Raw genomic sequence first — 20,350 nt, forward strand, 5'->3', positions numbered from 1 at the left:
AGAATGGTCGTGGTGCTCACGGTGCTCGGGGTGGCGCTCGTCGCCTACGGCGCGCTCATGGCAGCGCTGTACCCTGCGGGCGGGTTCTTCCTCGTGTGGATCGCGATGGGCGCGGCGCTGCTGGCGGCCTCGCGCGTCGAGCGGGTGCGCCTCTTTGTGTGCGCGGCGTTTGCGGCGGGCGTCATTGCCGTGGGAGCGCTCTCCGCGCTCATAGCCACTACGGCGGCTGCGGCGCCGCCCGCGGGCATGGACTGCCTGGTGGTGCTGGGTGCGGGGCTCAGGCCGGACGGCTACCCGAGCGAGACGCTGCGCTTCCGCCTTGAGGCGGCGCTTGAGTATATGAACGAGAACCCCGAGACCACGTGCATCGTCTCCGGCGGGCAGGGCTTTGGCGAGCCCCTGACCGAGGCGGACGCCATGGCGGAGTACCTCGTGGCGCGCGGGCTGGACGAGTCGCGCATCACCAAGGAGGAGCTCTCTACCACAACGGCCGAGAACGTCCGCAACTCGTCCGAGCTGATCGACCCCAATGCCTCCGTCGCCGTGGTGACCAACGACTTCCACCTCTACCGCGCGCTCAGGATTGCCGAGAAGAACGGGCTGCCCGGCGCCCACGGCCTGGCCGCCCGCACCAACCCGCTCTACCTGCCCCAAGCGACGCTGCGCGAGTGCGCAGCCATCGTGAAGGACGCGCTGGTGGGCAATCTCTGACCCAAAAGGGGACAGGAGCAAATTGGGACATCGGCCGATGTCCCAATTTGCTCCTGTCCCCTTTTGGGTCACTCGCTAGGCGTCGAGGGTCTCGCGGATGGCGAGGATGAACTCGCGCGTTCCCAGCGTCTCGGGCTCGGGCAGCGACGTGATGCGTGCGAGGTCGCCGGTCATGCGGCCGGACTCGATCGTCTTGACCGTGGCGGCTTCCAGGCGGTCGGCAAAGTCCACCAGCTCGGGCAGCTCGTCGAGCTCGCCGCGCTTGCGGAGCGCCCCGGTCCAGGCAAAGATCGTGGCCACGGAGTTGGTCGAGGTGGGCTCGCCCTTCAGGTGCTTGTAGTAGTGGCGCTGGACGGTGCCGTGCGCCGCCTCGTACTCAAAGTATCCGTGCGGGCTCACGAGCACGGAGGTCATCATGGCCAGGCTGCCAAATGCCGAGGACAGCATGTCGCTCATCACGTCGCCGTCGTAGTTCTTGCAGGCCCAGATGAAGCCGCCCTCGGACTTGACCACGCGGGCCACCGCGTCGTCGATCAGCGTGTAGAAGTACTCGATGCCGGCCGCCTCGAACTTCTCGCGATACTCCGCCTCGTAGATGTCGGCGAAGACGTCCTTGAAGCGGTGGTCGTAGGTCTTGGAGATCGTGTCCTTGGTGGCAAACCACAGGTCCTGCCCAGTGGAGAGCGCGTACTCAAAGCAGCTGCGCGCAAAGCTCTCGATGGAGGCGTCGAGGTTGTGCTGGCCCTGGACCACGCCGGGGCCGTCGAAGACGTGGACGAGCTCGCGGCGCTCGGTGCCGTCCTCGGCGGTGTAGACGAGCTCCACCTTGCCGGGGCCGTCGATGCGCATCTCGGAGTTCTTGTACACGTCGCCATAGGCGTGACGGGCGATGGTGATGGGCTTCTTCCAGCAGCTCACCACCGGGTCGATCCCGCGCACCACGATCGGAGCGCGGAAGACCGTGCCGTCGAGGATGGCGCGGATGGTGCCGTTGGGGCTCTTCCACATCTTCTTGAGGCCGTACTCCTCCACGCGGGCCGCGTTGGGCGTGATGGTGGCGCACTTGACGGCGACGCCCAGGCGCTTGGTGGCCTCGGCGGAGTCGATGGTGACCTGGTCGTCCGTCTTGTCGCGGTACTCGAGGCCGAGGTCGTAGTACTCGGTCTTGAGGTCCACGTACGGGCAGATGAGCTCGTCCTTGATGATCTGCCAGATGATGCGGGTCATCTCGTCGCCGTCCATCTCGACGAGCGGGGTCTTCATCTCAATCTTGGCCATGCGCTCCTCCAAGCATCGTTGACAACCAACTCGTTGAGGGTAGCACGTGGCCGCGCGTCCGATTCCCTCGCGGGCAAAGCCGAGACCTGCTTGTCACAGAAGGTCACACGAGGGGCGGCTCTGCGCGGTGCCCTAGGAGCGAACGGCGGTCGCGAGCCATGCCGGCAGGTCGGAGCTTATCACGCGCGCGCAGGCATAGGCGTCCGCGAGCTCGAGGGTGGCGACGGCCTCGTACCCGGACTCCGTCGCCGCCAGCGCGAGCGCGCGGCCGTCGTGGGGGACGAGCAGCCTGACCTCGTTGGCAACGGGGTCGTAGGCGGGCGTTGCCAGGCGCGGGTTCCTCACGACCTCCTCGCGAGACGAGAAGGGCGGCGCGGGCAGCGCGGGGTCGAGGGTCATCTGCGCGAGCGAGGTCACGTAGCGAACGGGGTCGACCGGGTCCGTGGCGGAGAAGCCCTCGAGCTGCCAGGGGATGTCGCCCGCGCCCGCGGAGAGCTCCGCGCCGATGGGGGAGCCCTCGGGCGTGACGAGGCCGGTGTCAAAACGTGCGGAGGGCCCGCCATCAGCCACGACGAGCTTGCCCTCGGCCGTCACGCGCGCGAAGGTCATGACGAGGTAGTCGCTCAGGATGCGGCGACCCTCGCCCCACTCCTCCGGACGGGCAAGGCCGGCAAGGCGCTCGAGCGCCTCGTCGCGCGATCCGAGAGAGATCGTCTGCGCGAAGGCTCGCTCGGGGTCAGCCTGCGAGTCGCCGGTCTGGAACGCGCCCCAGGAACCGCGCCGGGCGACGTCGAGCCCCTCGAGGCCCACCTCGTCCGTGGCCCCGGCGTCCACCTCGGTAAGCGCCCAGCGCTTGCCAGCGACCGCTCGGGCGGACCGCCTGAGCGTGACGCGGACGGGCGTCCTCCCGTCCGCCTGGAGGTAGCGGAGCGAGAACGTCACGTTGCTGCGGGTGCCCTCGAGCGCTCCGGACGAGCGTGCAACGCGGAAGTCCTCCTCGAGCGTGGCCATGGGGTCCACGTCTGCCGGAAGCACCTGGTAGAGGGTGCTGAGCTGCTCGCTCGAGCAGCGCACGTCCGCGTGAAAGTCCCGCGGGAGGTCGGACTGGGCGCGCGCGGACACCGCGGCGATGGGCGCGACGGGCTCCTCCGGCTCAGGTGAGGCGGGCGTCTCCGCCTGCGTGCCTGCGGCGGCATCGGGCTCGGGCGCGGGCTCCGGGGAGAAGTCCGGCTCCGGTTCGGGTTCCGGGACGTACGTGATGGTAAAGGTGATGGGGGGCACGTGCTCCGCCTCGGGCGCGGGTGTGGGCTCGGGCTCCGCCTCTGTCTTGGGCTCGTCCGGACGGTCTTCCCCCGTGGAACGTCCGGATTCTTCGAGGACCTCCGCGGCGTCTTCGGTCTTGGGCTCATCCGGACGGTTCTTCTCGTCAGAATGACCGGAATCTCCCAGGACCTCCGGCTCCGGCTCGGGCACGGCGGCCTCCGGCTCAGGCTCGGCCACGGCGACCTCCGGCTCGGGCTCCGGGGCGCGCTCGACGTGCCGCGGCCTCACGGGCTTGAGCGCCTTCGCGCCGCGCTTGCGCTTCCAGGGCTTCCCGCTCGCGGCCGCCTTGTCCGCGGTACCCGCCTCGGAGCGCTCGAGCGCGCGGTCGTACTCCTCGTTGGCGAGCACGGTGGCGTAGACGTAGCCCTTCTTGAAGACCGTGAGCTTGATGAACTCGGGCAGCTGCTCGCAGAGCTCCCGCATGGTCTCGCACCCCAGGTCCTCCGGCTGGAGACCGTCCTCGACCAGCGCCTCCTCCACGCGGGGCATGAGGGTCTGGCGCCCGACGCCGAGCGCCTGCGAGAGAAGCCGGTACAGGTACAGGCGATTGCCGGGCGTGATCTTGGGCATGGTCTCTCCTTGGGACGTGACGCCGGGGCCGATGCCGGGCGGCGGTGAGTTGCGAACTATCTACGTTACTACCCAAACCGCCGCCGCGCTTGCGAGATTACGGTCGGCGGCGTCGCTCCCTCCGCCGCCAGCCGAGAAGGCAATCGGCCGCAATGGGCAAATTGCTGGCATCGTGGTGACAGCTGACGCGATGACCGACAAAGGGGGCCGCATGTCATCCATTGCCAGGAGAGTCGCGGGCGCAGCAGCGGTTGCTGCGGGCGTCGCGGCAGGGTCCGCGCTCGCGGCGTGTGCGATCGTGGCCCCGCGCCGCGGTGGCGACGAGCTGGGCGAGCGCTGGTCGCGCATCTGCCGGCACCGCTACGCCCACAGGGGGCTGCATGCCGCCGGCATTCCGGAGAACTCCCTCGTCGCCTTCTCCAAGGCCCGGGAGCTGGGCTTTGGCGTGGAGCTCGACGTCCACCTCACGCTCGACGGCGCGCTCGTGGTCTTCCACGACCACACCACGGAGCGCATGTGCGGTCGCGCCGGCACCGTCGAGCAGATGACCCTGGACGAGCTGGGGGAGCATCGGCTCTTGGGCACGGACGAGGCCATCCCCACGCTCGACGAGGTCCTTCGCCTCTTTGAGTCGGGCGGCGACCTCGGCGACCCCGTGGCGCCGGAGCCCGCGCCCATCATCGTGGAGCTCAAGCCATGGGGCGGCAACGCGGCGCTGCTCGCCCAACGTGCGGTCGCCTGCCTCGACTGCTACCAGGTGGACTACTGCGTGGAGAGCTTCGACCCACGCGTGCTGCAGTGGCTGCGTCGCAACCGCCCGGACGTGCTCCGGGGGCAGCTCACCAGAAACTACCTTGGCGAGAAGGACCTCTCGCCGGCGCGTCGTCTGGCGGGCACGGCGCTCCTGGGCAACGCCACGGCCCGACCGGACTTCATCGCGTGCAGGTTCTCCGACCGCGGCTGCCCGCCCGTTCGCCTGGCGTGCGACGTGCTCGGCGCACGCCTCGTCACCTGGACCATCCGCAACGAGCGCGACCTCCTTGCCAGCGAGGCCGCCGGCGCCCCGGCGATATTCGAGGGCTTCATCCCCGCACCGGAGTCGATGATCGCCCGCTAGCCCCGCGTTGCCCCCGCGGCGGCCTTGAGGGCGCGGTTGCGCAGGTTGGTGACCGTGGCCTGCATGCCGTGCGGCGCGTAGCCAATCCCCTCGAGCGCCTCGAGGTCCTGGGGGAGGTAGGCCGCGAGCGAGAGCTCGGCGGTCTGGACGGGGTTCTCGGGAGCGGGTCCCGGCGTGGCCGTCAGCGCAAAGACGCGGGCGCCCTGGGCGGCGAGGCGCTCCTCGTACTCGCTCGAGGGCTCGTCCGGAAGGTCCGCCCGCGCGTCTCGGCTCTTCCAGCGAAGCTCGTAGCCCGCCAGCGGCACCTGCGTGAGCATGAAGTCGAAGAGCGGCTGGCTGTCCGTGCGCAGGCGCACCTCGCCGCCGTCCGTTAGGACGTCGCGGAAGTCCATGAGGCGCTCCATGCTCGCCATGCGCCGGTGCGCCTCGCGCTTGCGGGGAAACGGCGTGGGGAAGTTGAGATAGATGCGGGAGAGCTCCCCCGGGGAGAAGAACTCGCAAATGCGCATCCCGTTGCCCGGAACCACCACCACGTTGGGGACTCCGCTCTCGCAGACGTGCTGCGCTGCATACGCAACGCAGATGGGCTCGGAGTCCATGGCGACGAAGAGGACATCCGGCTCGCGCCGTGCGGCCTCGACGGCAAAGGCCCCCTTGCCGCAGCCGAGGTCCAGGCGCACCTCGCGGAAGGAGGGGGCGCCAATCGGGGCGCAGGCCTCTGCCCAGCGGCCGCGCCAGCGCGCGGGCTCGAGCTCAATGGCGCGGGAGTAGCGCTCGAGGCGCTCCTCCAGCACGAAGTTCTTGGGCAGGCGGGCGTGCATTCCGTGCATGGGTCTCTCTTTCGTAGGCAGGGCGACGTCGCGTGACGAGGCGGGACGACCGCGCGTCCGTCAGAGCAGCTCGTCGAGGGTGGCGCCGAAGGACGGCAGGAACTCGCGCACGAAGTCAGCGACCTCGGGGAGCTCGGCTGCCATCTCGTCCACCGCCGCGCGGCACGTGCTCTCTGCGCTCGTGAACTCCGCGTTGCCGGCGCGGGACTCGTCCACGCACTTGATGAGCGCGGAGATCTTGTCCGCGGCCTTCACCAGGCGGCGCAGGTAGCGCTCGTCCTCGCTCGCGTCGTCGGACGGCCAGAACACGTCCTCGAAGGCGGGACGCAGATCGTCCGGGAGCGCGGCGAGCAGGCGCTCCTCCGCGTTCTTCTCGACCGCCCGATAGGCGTCGCGAATGGTGCCGTCGTGGTACTTCACCGGCGTCGGCATGTCGCCGGTGATGATCTCCGACGCGTCGTGGTAGATGGCCACCAGGGCGGCGCGCTCGGCGTCGAGCGAGCGGCCGAACCGCGCGTTGCCGATGACGCACAGCATGTGCGCGATGGACGCGACCTCAAGGGAGTGCTCCGAGAGGTTCTCCGGGCGCGAGCTCCTCATGAGCGCCCAGCGCTCGATGTACTTCATGCGGGAGAGCAGCGCGAGGAAGTGCGACTCCTGTGATTCGGCCATGACCGCTCCTTGCTTTGGCTGTTTGACGCAGCACATGATATACCGCCCGCCGGACAACAATCCGACGGGCGGCACTCCACATGCTTTCTGCTCGAGGTTCTTCTCGCCGGCGCGGGCCTAGTCCTGATCCTCCTGGATGCTCTGCAGCGTTGCCATGAGGGCGGGGATGACCTGCTTCTTTCGGCTCACGACGCCCGGGAGCTTGGCTATGCCGTCGTGCGGCTCGGCGTCGAAGGCGCGCGCGACGATGTCCTCCGCGCCCTCGCCGTACCACAGAATCTCGCTCGAGGAGCTCTTGACGTCCGTGAAGAGGTAGAACACCAGGGGCAGCTCCTCCTGCATCGCCGCCTCGCCCAGGTAGGGACCCACGAGCTCCTCGGCGGCCTTGCGGCTCTTCTCGGTCATGTAGCTGCCCTGGCCCACGCCAAACTTGACGTTGCCGCGGCTGAAGATCTTGAAGTCCGCGCCGAAGACCTCCTCGGCGGTGCGGCCCGTGAGGTCGGCGCCCGCCTCGAACATCTCGTCCGCGTAGACGTTGATGTCCACGCCCGCGATCTTGGCGAGCGCGGCAGCGGCGTCGCGGTCGAACTGCGTGCAGGTGGGGGAGCGGAACGCCAGCGTGTCCGAGAGGATGGCCGAGAGCATGAGCCCGGCGATGTCCTTGGGGATCTCCACGCCGTTCTCGCGGTACATCATGTGGACGATGGTGCAGGTGCAGCCCACCGGCATGTTGCGGAAGTACGCGGGGCCCTCGGTCTCGATGGAGCCGATGCGGTGGTGGTCGATGATCTCCATGATCTCCGCCTGCTCGAGGCCCTCGACGGACTGCGAGCGCTCGTTGTGGTCGACGAGGATGACGTGCTTCCTCTTGGCGGCCAGCAGGTTGGGGGAGCTCACGAGGCCCACGTAGTGACTCTGCTCGTCGATGACGGGGAAGAAGCGGTGGCGCGAGTGGGCCATCATCTTGCGCGCGTCGTCCACGGCGGTGTTGACGCTCACCTTGAGGATGCCCTCGGAGAGCATCTTGGCGCGCACGGGGATGGACATGGAGATGATGCGCGCGGCGGCGTAGGTGTCGTACGGGGTGGTGATGATGGCGCAGCCGTGGCGCTCCGCCGAGGCGATGACCTTGCTGGAGACGTGCGCGCTGCAGCAGATGACGAGGCAGCTGGCCTCGCACTCCACGGCGAACTGCTGGGTCTCGTAGCGGTTGGTCACGAGCACGATGTCGCCGGGGTGGACGGAGTCCTCCATCATCTCGGGCGTGGTGCCCACGCAGACGTTGCCGCCCGTGACGCGGGCGGTGGGGTCGCCGAGGAGCATCTCGCCCTTGAGGGTGTCGATGATGTTGGCGTAGCAGGTGCGCGCGCTCCCGATGATCCCGCTGTCAAAGACGTCCATGTTGGCGTTGGCGATGTCCTTGACCGCGATGAGGCCCTCGAGGTTGTTCTGCTCGTCGGTGATGCAGAGCGTGTCCGTCTTGCTCTCGCGCATGAGGTTCCATGCCGAGAAGAGGCTCATCTCGCCGTCGATGCCGCCCTGGCGCTGGATCTCCGTGTCCTTGATCTGCGGGGTGACGGAGGTGATGAGCTCGGGCTCCGCAAAGCCAAAGTGCTTGAGCACGAAGGCCGTCTCGCGGTTGATGGCGCCCGCGCGGCGCGGCTGGTAGATGTCGGTGTGCTCGACCTCGTTCTTGAGGTGCGCGTATGCGATGGCCGAGCAGATGCTGTCGGTGTCAGGATGCAGGTGGCCTATGACGTTGACCTTGCGAATCCCCTCTGGCATGGTGCCCCTTCCCCCTGGATGTTTCCCTCGTCTGATTGTGCCACGCGAGCGGGGACAAATCCTAGCAGTTGCGTGCAAACGGTAGGAAATCCCGTCTTGCGAGGGCGGGGATCGCGAGGCGGCCGGCAGTTTGCCTGGGCCGTTGCGGTCAAGTTGCGTTGCGGAAAACGGGGCGGGGGCAGGCTTGGCGAGAAGTACGTTGTCATATGCGCGGCCGTGGCACGGGGGCGGGCGGTTGGCGGTCCGTGGGATTCTTCGACGTTGCGACTTCGGGGGCTGGGGCGCGACTTTTGCCACGCCGGGCGGGCCTTGCGGGTCCCATTCCGCCCGGTGTCGTGCCCTGGCCCCGAATCTGACAACGCGATTTGTTGAAGTCGTGCCCTGGCCCTGTTTTTGACAGCGCCGCGCTGCCCTCCGACCGCTCGGCCCTGTAGAATAGTCGGCGAACAAGCCCCTGCTAGAGAAGGCGAGAAACCCCATGGCAGAGTTCGTTTATCAGCTGATCCGCGCCCGCAAGACCGTCCACGACAAGGTCATCCTGGACGACGTCACGGTGGGCGTCTTCCCCGGCGCCAAGATCGGCGTGGTGGGCCCCAACGGCGCCGGCAAGTCCACGCTGCTCAAGGTCATGGCCGGCCTCGAGGATGTCTCCAACGGCGAGGCCATGCTCAGCCCCGGCTACACCGTGGGCATCCTGCAGCAGGAGCCCCCGCTCGACGAGGACAAGACCGTTCGTGAGAACATCGAGCTGGCCTTTGGCGACCTGCTTGCCAAGATCGAGCGCTTCAACCAGGTGAGCGCCGAGATGGCCGACCCCGACGCTGACTTCGACGCCCTCATGGCCGAGATGGGCCAGCTCCAGGACGAGATCGACGCCGCCAACGGCTGGGACCTCGACTCCCAGCTCTCGCAGGCCATGGATGCCCTGCAGTGCCCGGACCCGGACGCGCCGGTCTCCATCCTCTCCGGCGGCGAGCGCCGTCGCGTGGCCCTGTGCAAGCTGCTCCTCGAGGCCCCCGACCTGCTGCTCCTTGACGAGCCCACCAACCATCTGGACGCCGAGTCGGTCCTCTGGCTCGAGCAGTTCCTTCACAGGTACCCCGGCGCCGTCATGGCCGTCACGCACGACCGCTACTTCCTCGACGACGTGGCCGAGTGGATCTGCGAGGTCGACCGTGGCCAGCTCTACCCCTACGAGGGCAACTACTCCACCTACCTCGAGAAGAAGGCCGCGCGCCTGGAGGCCCAGAGCCAGCAGGACGCCCGCCGCGCCAAGAAGATGAAGTCCGAGCTCGAGTGGGTGCGCTCCAGCCCCAAGGCGCGCCAGGCCAAGAACCGCGCGCGCCTGGAGCGCTACGAGCAGATGGAGGCCGAGGCCCGCGCCTCCAAGCGCGTGGACTTCACGGACATCCACATCCCCGTGGGCCCGCGCCTGGGCGCCAAGGTGCTCGAGGCCGAGCACCTCTGCAAGAGCTTCGGAGACCGCGTGCTCATCGACGACCTGAGCTTCTCCCTGCCGCGCAACGGCATCGTGGGCGTGATCGGCCCCAACGGCGTGGGCAAGTCCACCCTGTTCAAGATGATCGTGGGCCAGGAGAGCCCGACGTCGGGCGCGCTCACGGTGGGCGAGACCGTCAAGCTCTCCTATGTTGACCAGATGCGCGCGGGCATCGACGCCGAGAAGAGCCTCTGGGAGGTTGTCTCGGACGGCAACGACTACATCCGCGTGGGCGAGACCGAGATCCCGAGCCGCGCCTACGTGGCGGCCTTTGGCTTCAAGGGCTCCGACCAGCAGAAGCGCGCCGGCGTGCTCTCCGGCGGCGAGCGCAACCGCCTGAACCTCGCGCTCACGCTCAAGCAGGGCGGAAACCTCCTGCTGCTGGACGAGCCCACCAACGACCTCGACGTCGAGACCCTGGAGTCGCTCGAGGAGGCGCTCGAGGAGTTTCCCGGCTGCTCGGTGGTGATCTCCCACGACCGCTGGTTCCTCGACCGCGTGGCCACGCACATCCTCGCCTGGGAGGGCGACGACGAGAACCCCGGCCGCTGGCACTGGTTCGAGGGCAACTTCGAGGCCTACCAGGCCGACCGCGAGAAGCGTCTCGGCGCCGAGGCCTCCAGGCCCCACCGTCTGCACCGCAAGCTCACGCGCGACTAGCGCGCGCCCTTCTCGGCGAACGGCGTCGTTTTCCTGAAACCTTATCGACACACAACGTCCACAAGACTGTAGAATTGAGGGGCGCCCCCGAAGGCGCCCCTCGTTGTGAGCCAGACAAGCGAGAAGAGCGACGCATCCGCGTCACGGCGATAGGAGAGTCCCATGAAGTTGGACGGCATCAGGACCCGTAAGGCGGTCATCATCGGCGCTGGGCGCGTGGGCAGCCACGTGGCCCTCTGCCTCATGTTCCAGCACCTCGTGAACGAGATCGTCTTCGTGGACGTCAATGCCGACGCCGCGCGCGCCCAGGCCATCGACCTCGACGACCTGGCCTCCGGCCTCGGCGACTCCTTCACCATCCGCGTGGGCGACTACTCCGACTGCGCCGACGCCCACTTCGTGATCCTCACCGCCGGCCGCAGCCGCCGCCCGGGCGAGACGCGCCTCCAGATGCTCGACGGCACCATCAAGGTGCTCGACGGCATCGTGGGCCCGCTCAAGGAGTCCGGCTTCCACGGCATCCTCATCAGCGTCTCCAACCCGGCCGACATCGTGGTCGAGTACCTCTATCGCAGGCTCGGCCTGCCCCGCAACCAGGTCTTTGGCACGGGCACCTCGCTCGACTCCGCGCGCCTGCGCCGCGTCCTCTCCGAGACCATCGACGTCTCCAGCCGTCAGATCCAGGCCTTCTGCATGGGCGAGCACGGCGACTCGATGTTCATCCCCACCTCGCGCATCTCCGTCGAGGGCATCGGCCTGCGCGAGTACCTGTCCCTGCGCGACGACGTGGTGGACACCATCGACTTCGATGACGTCATGCGCCGTGTGCGCGAGTCCGGCGCCGCGATCATCGCGGGCAAGGGCTGCACCGAGTTCGGCATCGCCTCCGTGGTGTCCGCGCTCGTGACCTCGATCCTGCACAACGAGAAGCGCGTGGTGCCGCTGTCCGCCCACCTCGACGGCGAGTACGGCGAGTCCGGAATCTCCGCCGGCGTGCCGTGCGTCATCGGCAGCACCGGCGTGGACTCCGTGCTCGAGATCGACCTCTCCTACGACGAGCGCCGCGCGATGCGCAAGTCCTGCTCGATCATCCGCGACTACTGCGAGAAGGTCATGCCCGCGGAGGAGTAGCCTGCGGCCAGAGTTGTCCTAGTCCGCCGTTCGCTCCGCGAGCGGCGGACTTTTTCGTGCCGCGAGGTGCGCTTGGGAAAGGGGCGCGGAAATTAGTTCGCATTGGGAACCTGAAATAGCGTGGTATGTCAGCGTTTTCGCAGTTGGACATTTTCTTTCAGGTTCCCAATGCGAACTAATTTCTGGGACCACCTGGAGCCGCTTACCAATTCGTCACACGCATCTTGCCGGGGGGGGGGTTCTCCTAGCGTACAATGGCGCGCACGACTGTTACGGACCCCAGGGATGGGAGACCCATGATCACGATCGACCACGTTTCCAAGTCCTACGACGGCGGCGTCACCTGCGCGGTGCGCGACCTGACCCTCGAGATTCGCTCCGGAGAGATCTTCGGCCTGCTGGGTCCCAACGGCGCGGGCAAGTCCACGCTGCTCAACATGCTCGCCGGCGTGCTCGCGCCCACCTCGGGCACCATCGAGCTCGACGGCGTCAACGTGGCGGCGGACCCGCTCGCTGCCAAGCGCAACCTCTGCTACGTGAGCGACTCGCCCGACCACCTGCTCCGTCTCAAGGGTCACGAGTTCCTGCGCTTCATCGCTGACGTCTACGAGGTGCCGGATGCCGTGCGCGGCCCGCGCATCGAGGAGCTCGCGCGCGAGTACGGCATGGAGGGCGAGCTCGACAACCAGATCCAGTCCTACTCGCACGGCATGCGCCAGAAGATGATGATCATGGGCGCCCTGCTGCCGGACCCCGCCATCTGGATTCTCGACGAGCCCATGACCGGCCTCGACCCCAAGGCGTCGTGGCTGCTCAAGCAGTCCATGCGCCGTCACGCGGACGCCGGCAAGACCGTGCTCTTCTCCACGCACGTGCTCGACGTGGCCGAGAAGGTCGTGGACCGCGTGGGCGTGATCGCGCACGGCGAGCTGCTCTTCGTGGGCACCGTCGACGAGATGCGCGAGCACTTCCGCAGCAACGGCTCGCTCGAGGAGATGTTCCTCGAGCTCACGTCCGAGAACTCGCCGTTTGCCCAGGGCTCTGCCGCGGCGGGCGAGGGGGACGACACCGCCTCGACGGAGGCCCGCTGATGGCGCGCGCGGCCGCCCAGGGGTTCTCCTGGAAGCAGTTCAAGGTGATGCTGCGCGTGGTGATCAAGGGCGAGCAGCACCTGGACTCCACCGGCATGGGCATGGGGGACGACGGCACCGAGAGGCGCCACGGGTTCTGGGGCTCTCTCGGCTCGGGCGCGCGCAAGGTGGCCATGGGCCTCCTGTTCCTGCTGCTTGCCGCCATGTTCTTCATGATGGGCTGCATGCTGGGAGAGGTGGGCATTACCCCGTACCAGGCGTTCAGCCTCTGCGTGGTCTCCCTGGTTGGCCTCACGGCACTCACCGGCCTCTACCAGGCCGTGAACATCCTCTACTTCGTGCGAGACCTCGGCTACTACCTGACGCTTCCCATCTCGGCCACGACGATCATGTGGGCCAAGCTCGCCCACTTCCTGGGGATGTCGCTGCTCGGCGACCTCATCATCCTGCCCGTTGGCCTGGGGTGCCTCTTCTCCGTGGGTGCCGCGCCGGGGGCCTGGCTGACCATGGCGCTCGCCTTTGTCCTGGCGGCGGTGGCGGTCAACCTCGCGCTCGTGATCGTGTGCGTGCCCATCATGCGCTTCTCGCGCCTCGCGCACGACAAGGACCTCTTCTCGCGCGTCTTCGGAGGGCTCATCGTTGTGCTCGCGCTCGCCATCGGCGTGGGCAGCCAGTTCGCCTTCCAGGGTGACGGGCTCGTCTCGCTCGCGTCCGGCGCGGGAGGGCTGCTCTCCGGCGGCGTCCCCGCGATCGTGATGGGGCTGCTGTGCCCGCCGTCGCTGCTCGGGCGGGCTGTCGTCGAGGGCGATGTTGCGGTTGCGCTCGCGGGGCTCCTGGGCATGCTCGCGAGCGTGGCGGTCTATGCCGTCGTCCTCTCCGCCGTCGCGCGTCGGTGGTACTTCGAGGGCGTCCAGGCGCTCCAGGGCGCGGGCGGGAAGCGCGGGCGTCGCGTTCAGGGCGCCGAGCTCACGCAGGTCACGCGCACCCGCAGCGCGTTCGCCGCCAACCTCAGCCGCGACTGGAAGATGATGGTGCGCGTGCCCGTGTTCTTCAACCAGTTTGTCCTGAGCTCGCTGCTCATGCCGCTCTACTTCATCGTCATCATGGTCGTGAGCGGTGCCGTGGGCGTCTCCCAGGCGACCGACGCCGGCATGGACCCGGCCACGCTGCTCGAGATGGCGCGCTCCCTCACGGCTCTTCTTGCCTTCGACAGCCCGGCTCTTGTGTGGTGTGCGGTGGGCGTGGTCGCCTTCGGGCTCCTTCTGGGCTTCTCGTCCTACTCGTTCACGATGGGCGTGAGCCGCGACGGCGAGGACTTCTTCTTCCTGCGCGGCCTGCCCATGAACTGGAGCGCGTACCTCGCTGCGAAGTTCGTCTCCCCGTTTGCGCTCTCCACGGTGCCGATGCTCGCGCTCATGGTGGTCGCGCTCGTGGTGCTGGGCGTGCCCGCGCTCCCGGGCATCTATCTCGTTGCCGTCTACCTGGGCGCGACGGCCGCCCTGGGCCTGCTCTCCCTGGGGCTCGGCGCGTGCTTCCCGCGGCTTGCATGGGACAACGAGGCGCAGCTCGTCAAGGGCGGCGGGGCCACGCTCATGGTCTTCGCCGGGCTTGTGGTGGGCGTCGTGGTCATGGCGCTTCCCGCGCTCGCGCTTCTGGGCTGCACGGTCTGGGGCGTGCTCGAGGCTCCGCTGGCGCTGGGCCTCGCCCTCGCGATCTTTGTTGCGGAGTGCGTCGTCCTTGCGTGGTGGGTGCTCGGGCCCTGCGCGCGCAGCCTCTCCCGCCGCGAGCGCTAATGCGACAATCTTAGCTGTAGCTGTTGCTCCGTCATCCATTCCAAAGGAGGGCGCGCATGGAGGTTGGCATTCCGGGCAAGGGTCCGGAGTCCCCGCAGTCTCCGGAGCCCCCAGGGCTTCCAGAGGCTCCGGGGCCCCGTTCTAGCGCCGGGCACGCGGCGAAGTGGGTGCTTGCGGCCGTGGGAGCCGGCTTCGCCTACCTGCTCGCGCAAATTGTCGCCCTCGTGGCGCTGACCCTTACGCTACCGGCGTCGGACATTGACGGGCTGACCTTCGTCGCCACGGCGGCGAGCCTCGTCCTGGCTGTGCTCTGGTGGCGTCATCTCAGGCCGGGGGCGCGCCTGCGTCGCGAGGTCGCGCGCCCCTCTCGCCCGGAGCGCCGCGTTCTTCTCGCCTGCGTGCTGCTCCTACTGGGCGTGGTCCTGCAGGTGACGCTCTCCGTGGCGCTCACGCTGGTGCTGCCGCTCTTTCCCGAGTTGATGGACTTCTATCTCGAGCTTATGGAGCTCGCGGGAATCTCAGGGCAAACGGACCTTGTGACGTTCGTCGACATGGCCATCCTTGCGCCGACCGCCGAGGAGGCGATCTGTCGCGGCGTGGCGCTCGAGTTCTGCCTGCGCGCCTTCTGCCCGGAGCCGCGTCCCGCGGCACGCGACGAGATTCCGGCCGCGCGCTTCTGGGCGGCCAACGTCGTCCAGGCGCTGATCTTTGCCGTCATGCACCTCAACATCGTCCAGGGGGTCTACGCGTTTGGCCTCGGCCTGTTGCTTGGCTGGGTCGTGCGACGCACGGGAAGGCTGCGCGCCGCGGTTCTTCTCCACATGACCGTGAACGGCGCGTCGGAGCTCATGACGCCGCTGGAGCCCCTCCTTGACGGCGCGCTCGTGCCCGCGCTCGTGGTCGGTTGCGTGATCTCGGTCGCGCTGGTGCTGGCCGTCGCGCGCCTGACCGCCGAGCGTCGCGGCGAAGCTCGCGCCGGCACGGTATAGTGTCACCACTGTCTCGTCCGAGAAAGGAACCAGATGCCCGCACAAGGCCCCGACTTCATGGACTTCTTGGAGCAGCTCAGGCGCGAGGGAAAGGCGGCCTCGACGCAGGGCGGCTCCCTTGTTGAGCAGATGGCAAGGTGGAGCCGCCGCGCGCTCGTTATTGCCGGCATCGTGCTGGTGGTGGTGTTGGCGGCGAGCTACTGGTGGTTCCATCCCGCCCTCAACCTGGGCAGCCCGCGCGTGTGGACGTGGATCTGCGGCATCTGCCTCGTGGTGATCCTGGGCCTTGCGGTGGCCGCGGCCCGCAGCACCAAGCACGCCGCCGTCCTCAAGAAGCTCATGGTCCTGCCGATCGCGGTCATCGCCGCGTTCCTGGTGGGGCTGCTCCTCTCCCAGCCCTTCGTCCCGGGCAACGCCGAGCGCTACGCCACGGTGCTCCAGACCACGGACGGCGACTTCGCCACGGACATCGAGCAGGTTGACTACGCCGACGTTCCCGTGATCGACCGTGACTCGGCCATTCTCCTGGGCAACCGCGCGATGGGCTCCATCCCGGAGTACGTGAGCCAGTTCGAGATCGCGGACACCTACAGCCAGATCAACTACAACGGGCGACCGGTGCGCGTGAGCCCGCTGGCCTACGCCGACCTCTTCAAGTGGCTCTCCAACCGCGACTCTGGCATCCCGGCCTACGTGCTGGTGGACATGGTGACGCAGGAGGCCGAGGTCGTGCGCCTTGAGCAGCCGATCCTCTACTCGGACTCCGAGCCGCTCATGCGCAACGTGGATCGTCACGTGCAGCTCTGCTATCCCACGTACATGTTCGACCAGAAGTCCTTCGAGCTCGACGACGAGGGCAATCCCTGGTGGGTCTACCCGGTGCAGCGCAAGACCATCGGCCTCTTTGGCGGCACCACCGTCGCGCGCGTGGTCCTCGTGAACGCCTGCACGGGCGAGACGCAGGACTATGCCGTCGAGGAGTGCCCCACGTGGGTGGACCGCGCCTATCCGGCCGACCTGCTCATCGAGCAGTACAACTGGAGCGGTGCCTACCAGGGCGGCTGGCTCAACTCGTGGCTGGGCCAGGAGGGCGTGGTGCGCACCACGAGCGGCACCAACGGCGAGCTCGGCTACAACTATCTGGCGCAGGGCGAGGACATCTACCTCTACACGGGCGTGAGCTCCGTGACGGCGGACAACTCCAACGTCGGCTTCATCCTGGTGAACCAGCGTACCGGCGACTCGCGCTACTACGCGCTCGAGCAGGGCGGCGCCACCGAGGACTCCGCGATGGCGTCTGCCCAGGGGCAGGTCCAGCACCTCGGCTACCAGGCAACCTATCCGCTGCTGCTCAACGTGGCGGGGCAGCCCACGTACTTCATGGCGCTCAAGGACGCCGCCGGCCTCGTGAAGATGTACGCGATGATCAACGTGGAGCAGTACCAGAGCGTGGCCACGGGCTCCACGGTGGAGGAGTGCCAGGAGGCCTATCTCGGGATGCTCGCCGCGGACGGGCTGCTGGCCGAGGAGGACGCCGCCGTGTCGACGCGCGAGGTCACGGGCACCATAGCGCGCGTGGCGCAGGCCGTGATCGAGGGCAACTCGCACTTCTACGTGACCCTCGAGGGCGACGAGACGATTTACGACTTTGCCCTGCCCGGCCTCGTGGAGATCGTGACGTACGCCCCCGGTGACACGATTTCGTTCAGCTGCGCCGAGAAGAACGGCGACGCGACGACCGTCACGGTGACCGAGCTGGCGTAACCCCGCCGCCGGGCCCTGGGGCGGGCGCTTAGCTGCGTGTTCGTTAGCGCGGTACGCGGTCGTTGTTGATGGGCTCGTAGAAGAGGCGGGCGATCTCGGCGGGGTCGCGGGTCTGACCGAGCGCCCACATGGTCTTTGCCACGAGCGCCTCGGTGGACATGTCGTCGCCCTTGAGGATGCCGTCCTTCTGCGCGTAGGCGTGACCGACTTCGTAGACGCCGAGGTCGAGCCCCTCCTCGGGGACCTGCGTGGTCACCACGAGGGTGCGGCCGGAGTCCACCCAGTCGAAGATGGCTTCCTGGTAGGAGCCGTCATGGTCGGGGATGCCCCCGATGCCAAAGGTCTCGAGGATCACGGCGTCGTAGTCGCGACGCAGAAGGTCGAAGATGCTCGGGCGCAGCTCGGGCGTGAGCTTGAGCACGATCACGCGCTCGTTCAGGGTGTCGTAGAAGCGCGGGGCTTCGCCGTTCTTCTCGGCGAGGGGCGTGCCGGCGGGGCGCACGATGCGGCCGCCCCGGATGTAGGCCACCGAGGGGTAGTTCATGCTCGTGAACGCGTTGAAGCTCATGGTGCGCTGCTTGTGGGCACGCGTGCCGCAGATGACCTTGCCGCCGAAGACCACGTTGACGTCGCGGCTCTGGTCGTCGCAGGCGTAGAGGACGCTGTGGTAGATGTTGAGCTTGGCGTCCGTGAAGGGGTTTGCCATGGGCTGCTGGGAGCCCGTGAGCACGATGGGCTTCTCGCTCGAGCGTATGAGGTAGGAGAGGGCGGCGGCGGTGTAGGCCATCGTGTCGGTGCCGTGCAGGATGACGAAGCCGTCGTAGTCATCGTAGGCGTCGCGGACGGAGCGTGCGATCTCCAGCCAGTCGCGAGGGCGCATGTTGGTGCTGTCGATGTTCATGGGCTGAACAAAGTCCAGCTCGCAGAGGGTGTCGAGCAGTGGGACCTGGCGTGCGAGCTCGGGACCCGTCATGGTTGGGGCCAGGCCGGAGCCGTCCTCTGTGGAGGCAATGGTTCCGCCGGTGGCGATCATGAGGATTCGCTTCATGCGCGCTCGCCTCCCAGGAGAAAGCGGCGGATGGCCTCGGCACAGCCGTCGTGGTCGTTGTCCGCCACGACGACGTCCGCCTCTGCAAGGGCCTCCTCGGTGGCGTTGCCCATCGCAACGCCAAGACCTGCGGCGCGCAGCATGGGAAGGTCGTTCTCCGCGTCGCCCACGGCGATGGTGGCCTCGCGGGGGATGCCGAGGAGCTCGGCCAGGGCCAGGAGTCCGGACCCCTTGGTCGCGCCGGCAGGGGAGAACTCGATGCTCGCGTCCTCGGAGTAGGCGATCTCCACCGGCAGGCTCTCGGTGCGCTCGCGCAGCCCGTCGCGCGCGGCGGGGTCGGCAAGGTGGAAGATGAACTTCTGGACGCTCGTGGCGGGGTCGAGCAGCTTTGCCATGACGTCGTCCACGGGCGTCGAGGTCGCGTCGTAGAGACCGCGGTAGATGCCCATGCGGTAGTGGTCCATCCTCTCGAGCTGGGACGTCTGGCAGAACATCTCCGCCCCGGAGAAGACGTCGGTCATGGCGTCGTTGTCCCCAAGGGCGTCCACGGCGGCGGCGATGGTCTTATGCTCGAAGGAGCTCGTGGAGAGGACGCGGTGCTCCTCGATGTCGTAGAGCACGGTGCCGTTGCAGCAGATCGCGTAGCGCACGTGCCCGAAGCTCGCGTGGTCCATCTCGATCATCTTGGGGCTGCGCCCGGAGCAGATGGCGACGACCTTTCCCGCCGCCACCGCATCGTCTATCGCCTGCGTGGACGACGGGAGCACGCGCTTGCGCGTGTCCAGCAGCGTCCCGTCCATGTCAAAGGCTATGAGCTGGTAGTCCACCGTCTCTCCTCTCGTTTGAACAGAGAAAGGATACCCCGAGCGCGGCCGGGAGTGTCGGCGGGCGCGGCTCTATTTCGGCCGACCATACGTACCCGTCATTTCTGACGGCAGTCAGCAATCAGAAATGACGGGTACGTATGGTACCCCGAGCCACAAAGCAGCGGCCATACCGCCCCCACCCTTTTGGATGAAAAACATCTTGCTTTAATATACTTAAAGCAGTACAAATATATTGCTATGGTGACACTTACAGACATAACCGCTATGGAAGTTTGGTCGCAGAGCGGCTTGCTCAAACGGCTGGGCAACCCGTACTCGGCTGGCGGCCTCAGCTGGTCGGTGGGTTCTATGTTGGAGCTTCGACAAAGCGGACTTGAGCAGCTGGGCATCCATGCGTCGGAAAAAGCCCCCGTACACGTGCTGGTGGACTCCGAGGAGCATAGGATCCAGTCAAAAAGCGTGGTCAATCACATATGGTCCGGACGGGTACCCGCCGGCTCACTCTACCTGCTTGCCCCTGGGGTACTCATTGCCTCACCCTCGTTTTGTTGTCTCCAAATCGCCTCGAGCTCGAGTCTTCCGCGTGTGGCGTCCGTTGTCATGGAGTGTCTCGGAGCGTACGGAAAGGCCGACACCTCTAGGGGGTTCAGAGACCGAGGGGCGTTGTTCACCCCTGAGGAGCTCGGGAACTATCTCGAGGGGGCGAGGGGCTGCATGGGAGTCAAGAAGGTACGTCGCGCGCTGAGGCTCGCCCTCTTCCCAACTAGGTCCCCCTTGGAGACCAAAGCCTCGCTCCTGCTGACGCTTCCCCGAAAGCTCGGAGGGTACGGATTGCCCCGTCCCGAGGTGAACTACGTCATTCGGCCTCGCGCCGAAGACATTCCCTTCAGCCAGTTTGCGAGATACGAGGTCGACCTGTGCTGGCCCAAGAGAAAAGCCATCGTCGAGGTCGATAGCTACGAGTACCACACGGAGCGCGACCAGCTTGACTCGGACGCCAAGAAGCGTAACTCGCTCAAGAGCATGGGATGGAAGGTCATATCCGTGACGTTTGGTCAGCTATCCGGGGATGCGCTCGAGGTCCTCGCGCGTCAGGTGGCCCGCGATCTTGGGGTGAGCCTCGAAGGTCCGACTCCGGAGCTTCGAGATTGGCTCGTGAGTGAGCTGTCCTAAGGACAACCATACGCACCCGTCATTTCCAAGATGAATCCGGCCTAGGATATGACGGGTGCGTATGGGCGGCAAAAGTAGCTCGCGGAGCAG

General features: G+C 67.3%; 16 protein-coding genes. 9 read left to right on the top strand and 7 right to left on the bottom strand.

The annotated features are described in order from the left end of the window. Window positions 1-3 precede the first annotated feature (3 nt). The gene (locus tag B5F79_RS01655) at window positions 4-711 is read left to right on the top strand and encodes a YdcF family protein (protein WP_087217171.1); all 708 of its coding nucleotides are present in this window, start codon (window positions 4-6) and stop codon (window positions 709-711) included. Between the two features lie 75 nt (window positions 712-786). Here the strand turns inward: B5F79_RS01655 and B5F79_RS01660 are convergent, their stop codons facing one another. Both B5F79_RS01660 and B5F79_RS01665 read right to left on the bottom strand, forming a co-directional pair. Then, window positions 787-1,989 (bottom strand): NADP-dependent isocitrate dehydrogenase, encoded by a 1,203-nt coding sequence (locus B5F79_RS01660; RefSeq protein WP_087217172.1) that lies wholly within the window; start codon window positions 1,987-1,989, stop codon window positions 787-789. 132 nt (window positions 1,990-2,121) lie between these two features. After that, window positions 2,122-3,882, bottom strand: a complete 1,761-nt coding sequence (locus B5F79_RS01665) for a DUF3825 domain-containing protein (protein WP_158094812.1) — start codon at window positions 3,880-3,882, stop codon at window positions 2,122-2,124. A gap of 211 nt (window positions 3,883-4,093) precedes the next feature. On the opposite strand from B5F79_RS01665, the gene B5F79_RS01670 reads away from it, so the two are divergent. Next, complete coding sequence (locus B5F79_RS01670) at window positions 4,094-4,999, top strand: glycerophosphodiester phosphodiesterase family protein (RefSeq protein WP_158094813.1); 906 nt, start codon at window positions 4,094-4,096, stop codon at window positions 4,997-4,999. On the opposite strand, the gene trmB is transcribed toward B5F79_RS01670, so the two are convergent. The 3 genes from trmB to B5F79_RS01685 all read right to left on the bottom strand — a co-directional run bounded on the left by trmB (window position 4,996) and on the right by B5F79_RS01685 (window position 8,286). Then, entirely contained in the window at window positions 4,996-5,829 is an 834-nt protein-coding gene (trmB, locus tag B5F79_RS01675; RefSeq protein WP_087217175.1) for a tRNA (guanine(46)-N(7))-methyltransferase TrmB, read from the bottom strand. The genes B5F79_RS01670 and trmB overlap by 4 nt on opposite strands. Before the next feature lie 60 nt (window positions 5,830-5,889). Beyond that, window positions 5,890-6,501 carry a 5'-deoxynucleotidase gene (gene yfbR / locus B5F79_RS01680; RefSeq protein WP_087217176.1) on the bottom strand — a complete coding sequence of 204 codons (612 nt, stop codon included), beginning with the start codon at window positions 6,499-6,501 and terminating at the stop codon, window positions 5,890-5,892. Between the two features lie 117 nt (window positions 6,502-6,618). After that, a complete protein-coding gene (locus B5F79_RS01685; protein WP_087217177.1) occupies window positions 6,619-8,286 on the bottom strand; it encodes a putative manganese-dependent inorganic diphosphatase in 1,668 nt (555 codons plus the stop codon). Between the two features lie 478 nt (window positions 8,287-8,764). On the opposite strand from B5F79_RS01685, the gene ettA reads away from it, so the two are divergent. The 6 genes from ettA (at window position 8,765) to B5F79_RS01715 (ending at window position 17,212) form a co-directional block, all read left to right on the top strand. Continuing rightward, window positions 8,765-10,444 (top strand): energy-dependent translational throttle protein EttA, encoded by a 1,680-nt coding sequence (ettA, locus tag B5F79_RS01690; protein ID WP_087217178.1) that lies wholly within the window; start codon window positions 8,765-8,767, stop codon window positions 10,442-10,444. Window positions 10,445-10,606: 162 nt separating this feature from the next. After that, window positions 10,607-11,575 carry an L-lactate dehydrogenase gene (locus B5F79_RS01695; protein WP_087217179.1) on the top strand — a complete coding sequence of 323 codons (969 nt, stop codon included), beginning with the start codon at window positions 10,607-10,609 and terminating at the stop codon, window positions 11,573-11,575. Window positions 11,576-11,871: 296 nt separating this feature from the next. After that, complete coding sequence (locus B5F79_RS01700) at window positions 11,872-12,666, top strand: ABC transporter ATP-binding protein (protein ID WP_087217180.1); 795 nt, start codon at window positions 11,872-11,874, stop codon at window positions 12,664-12,666. Then, complete coding sequence (locus B5F79_RS01705; protein WP_087217181.1) at window positions 12,666-14,459, top strand: putative ABC transporter permease subunit; 1,794 nt, start codon at window positions 12,666-12,668, stop codon at window positions 14,457-14,459. The genes B5F79_RS01700 and B5F79_RS01705 overlap by 1 nt, the downstream gene beginning before the upstream one ends. Before the next feature lie 56 nt (window positions 14,460-14,515). After that, window positions 14,516-15,448 (top strand): CPBP family intramembrane glutamic endopeptidase, encoded by a 933-nt coding sequence (locus B5F79_RS01710; protein ID WP_087217182.1) that lies wholly within the window; start codon window positions 14,516-14,518, stop codon window positions 15,446-15,448. Window positions 15,449-15,481: 33 nt separating this feature from the next. Beyond that, window positions 15,482-17,212 (top strand): Tat pathway signal sequence, encoded by a 1,731-nt coding sequence (locus B5F79_RS01715; protein ID WP_241147228.1) that lies wholly within the window; start codon window positions 15,482-15,484, stop codon window positions 17,210-17,212. 43 nt (window positions 17,213-17,255) lie between these two features. On the opposite strand, the gene B5F79_RS01720 is transcribed toward B5F79_RS01715, so the two are convergent. Continuing rightward, window positions 17,256-18,260 carry an asparaginase gene (locus tag B5F79_RS01720; protein ID WP_087217183.1) on the bottom strand — a complete coding sequence of 335 codons (1,005 nt, stop codon included), beginning with the start codon at window positions 18,258-18,260 and terminating at the stop codon, window positions 17,256-17,258. Next, window positions 18,257-19,087: a Cof-type HAD-IIB family hydrolase gene (locus tag B5F79_RS01725; RefSeq protein WP_087217184.1), complete on the bottom strand. Its 831-nt coding sequence runs from the start codon at window positions 19,085-19,087 to the stop codon at window positions 18,257-18,259. The genes B5F79_RS01720 and B5F79_RS01725 overlap by 4 nt, the downstream gene beginning before the upstream one ends. Before the next feature lie 600 nt (window positions 19,088-19,687). Here B5F79_RS01725 and B5F79_RS10930 point away from each other — a divergent pair. Beyond that, entirely contained in the window at window positions 19,688-20,260 is a 573-nt protein-coding gene (locus B5F79_RS10930) for a DUF559 domain-containing protein (protein WP_158094814.1), read from the top strand. The last annotated feature ends 90 nt before the right edge of the window (window positions 20,261-20,350 follow it).

Origin of the sequence: Olsenella sp. An285 (genome assembly GCF_002159625.1) — a bacterium.
Taxonomy (GTDB): domain Bacteria; phylum Actinomycetota; class Coriobacteriia; order Coriobacteriales; family Atopobiaceae; genus Thermophilibacter; species Thermophilibacter avicola.